The organism is Micromonospora rosaria, from assembly GCF_001567585.1.
Lineage (GTDB): Bacteria > Actinomycetota > Actinomycetes > Mycobacteriales > Micromonosporaceae > Micromonospora > Micromonospora rosaria.
Map to the genome: position 1 here is coordinate 1 of NZ_LRQV01000269.1, position 2,710 is coordinate 2,710.

3 protein-coding genes and 1 pseudogene are annotated in these 2,710 nt (G+C 69.2%); 2 read left to right on the top strand and 2 right to left on the bottom strand.

Features of this window, described 5'->3' with window-relative positions; translation table 11 throughout:
• Positions 1 to 506 precede the first annotated feature (506 nt).
• Both AWW66_RS31860 and folE read right to left on the bottom strand, forming a co-directional pair.
• Entirely contained in the window at positions 507 to 983 is a 477-nt protein-coding gene (locus AWW66_RS31860; RefSeq protein ID WP_067374471.1) for a DUF5956 family protein, read from the bottom strand.
• Between the two features lie 237 nt (positions 984 to 1,220).
• Positions 1,221 to 1,646, bottom strand: a complete 426-nt coding sequence (gene folE / locus AWW66_RS31865) for a GTP cyclohydrolase I (RefSeq protein WP_083979301.1) — start codon at positions 1,644 to 1,646, stop codon at positions 1,221 to 1,223.
• On the opposite strand from folE, the pseudogene AWW66_RS35830 reads away from it, so the two are divergent.
• Positions 1,615 to 1,830 (top strand): annotated as a pseudogene (locus tag AWW66_RS35830) (helix-turn-helix domain-containing protein); the annotation flags it as partial. The gene folE and the pseudogene AWW66_RS35830 overlap by 32 nt on opposite strands.
• Complete coding sequence (locus AWW66_RS33255) at positions 1,800 to 2,585, top strand: IS630 family transposase (protein ID WP_245648583.1); 786 nt, start codon at positions 1,800 to 1,802, stop codon at positions 2,583 to 2,585. The pseudogene AWW66_RS35830 and the gene AWW66_RS33255, both read left to right, overlap by 31 nt.
• The last annotated feature ends 125 nt before the right edge of the window (positions 2,586 to 2,710 follow it).

The window sequence follows — 2,710 nt, forward strand, 5'->3', positions numbered from 1 at the left end:
TTTCCCCCGTTGGATCGGCACCGGCCCGGCTCGGTCGGCCGAGGCTCGGAGGTGCCTCGGCCGACCGGACCTATCCGGCCGGCCGGTGCCGCTTCATCAGGCTCAGCCCGGCAGCGCCGGCCGCCGTGCCCTAGAGACCCACCGCGCCCCGGCCCGGACCAGGGCCGCTATGACCGACGAGGGTCAGCGCCGGCCATAGCTCGTCGACGCCCGGCGGCGGACCAGCCCACAGGCCCGCCTGGGTCGACGGCTCACCGTTGACGAGGTCCAGGCGCTCGCCGAGACGGCGGACATCGCGTCGTGGGCGCGGCTGGCACGGCGCCTGGTCGACGGGGGTGTCCGGCAGGCAAAGATCAGCCGGGCGACCGGAATCCCAAGCCGACCGTCTCGCAACGCCTACGGCGACGACGCTGACCAGCAGTTCACGCATTACCCGTATCGCGGAGCACCTCGCCCTAGCCCGGCGCCGACCTGCACGCCCCGAACACCTCGGGTGCGGCGGTCGGTCACCTGAGCCCAGGCTCGTCGGCGTGGAGGGCCTCGAGGACCTCGCGGATGCGCGGGGCCTGCTGGCTGGGGCGGACGTGGTCTGCCGGCAGTTGTCCGATCGCGCTGATGACGGTCGACTCGACCTGCTCGCCGCTGATGCCCATCGGCAGTCGAAGGAACCAGCGGTAGCCGGTCGGTCTGGCCGGGACGCCAGCGTCGTGGAGGTAGTCGTTGACGCTGTCGTCGATGACCCGCTGGTCGTCGGGCGTACGGGGCCGGGTCTGCCGGGTCTCTCCGCCGGGTCCGGTGCACGCCTCGATCGTCATGTAGGGAAGGCGGTCCGGGCAGCGCACGAGACGTCCCGCGCCGCTCAGCCAACCAATGAGGGCACCCAGCCCGTTGTCGGTGAGCTCGTGGTAGCCGCTGCCTGGTGGGTCGTCGCGGACGGGCACGTCGTCCCAGGTTGACTCGGTGGCGGATTGATCATGGGGCACGGGTATTCCTCCATGGCGGCCGGTGGAGCCGGTACCGCCAGCTCTACCTGCTACTGTCCCTGCGTCCAGACCGCTACCGTCTCGTCCTGGCACTGGTGGCAGCAGTCGTCTGTTCGTCTCCCCTTGCTCGGGAGTCAGCGGCGGTGCCGCGGCAACCACCGCGCGGACCCAGTCGTCGATCGTCATGCCATGTCAACGACGCGGCGACGGCGTTGGCGCGGAGCAGCGCTGCTCATGTCACCGCTGCCCGGTTCGGATGTGCATGAACTCGTCGCGCAGCGCCGCGTCGGAGCGGAGTGTGCCGAACAGTGCCGTGGTGATCGTCTCGGTGCCCGGCGCTTGTGCGCCGCGTACGGTCATGCACAGATGTTCGGCGCGGACGAGGACACCGACACCGGCTGGGGCGAGGTGTTCGACGAGGTAGGCGGCGATCTGCTGGGTCAGGCGTTCCTGGACTTGGGGTCGCTTGGCGGTGTGCTCTACGAGTCGGGCCAGCTTCGACAGGCCAACAATCATGTCGGTGGGTTGGTAGGCGACGTCGACGGTGCCGCGGAACGGCAGCATGTGGTTGCAGCGGATCACCAGGACGGCGAAGGACCCGGTGAAGCTGCGCCGGGCGATCGTGGTGCTGATGTCGGCCCAGGGACAGCCGGCTCCGGACATCGCCCACCTGTTGAAGGTGACCGAGGACTACGTGCGGGACGTGATCCACGCGTTCAACGAGCGGGGGTTCGACACCCTGGACCCAGAATGGAGCGGGGGCGCACCGAGAAGGATTGATGAGCAGACCCGTGACTGGATCTGCGTCATCGCCCGGTGCGACCCCCGCTTCCTCGGCCGACCGTTCTCCTGCTGGTCGCTGGCCAAGCTGCGCGACTTCCTGATCGACGCCGGCTATTCACGACGGTCAGCGTCGAGACCCTGCGGCGGATCCTGCACGAACGTGGAATCTCGTGGCAGGCCACCAAGACATGGAAGGCCAGCACCGACCCCGACTTCACCGCCAAGATGCGCCGGGTCCTGGACCTCTACGACCACCCACCCGCCGACGAACCGGTCCTGTGCGTCGACGAGTTCGGGCCACTGAACCTACAACCCCGCCCCGGCCGGACCTGGCGTCCGCAGGGTCAACCAGTTCGGCTGCGGGCCACCTACCGCCGTGACCAGGGAGTGCGTCACATGATCGCCGCCCTCGACCTGGCCACCGGCCGCCTGCACTACCGCATCCGCGACCGGAAACGGTGGCGCGAGTTTCTCAGCTTCCTCAAGACCCTGCGCCGCCGCTGGCCCGACCAGCGCCTCTACCTGATCGTGGACAACTTCTCCCCGCACAAGCACCCCGAGGTCCACGCCTGGTGCACCGCCAACCAGGTCGAGCTGGTGTTCCTGCCGACCTACGCGTCCTGGCTGAACTGGATCGAGGCCGAGTTCGCCGCCGTGCGCTACTTCGCCCTTAACGGCACCGACCACCGCAGCCACACCGAGCAGGACGCCGCCATCGGCGACTACATCCGCTGGCGCAACCAACACGCCCGATCCAAGACCGGCTTCGCAACCAACTCCAAGATCCGCCAACCGGATTACCCGTTCAAGGCTGCATGACGAGGCACTAGCCGGCAGCGCCGACCGGGCGACCCGCGACAACGGCTGCCGAAGGCGCCCCACCGACCGGTGCGCGGCTATCCGGCGGGGGCGTCCGGTACCTGACCACTCCGGTACGGGTCGGC

Excerpts from the sequence above, each read along its gene's own strand:
- folE (WP_083979301.1), bottom strand. The coding sequence starts at position 1,646 with ATGTCCGGAGCCGGCTGTCCCTGGGCCGACATCAGCACCACGATCGCC.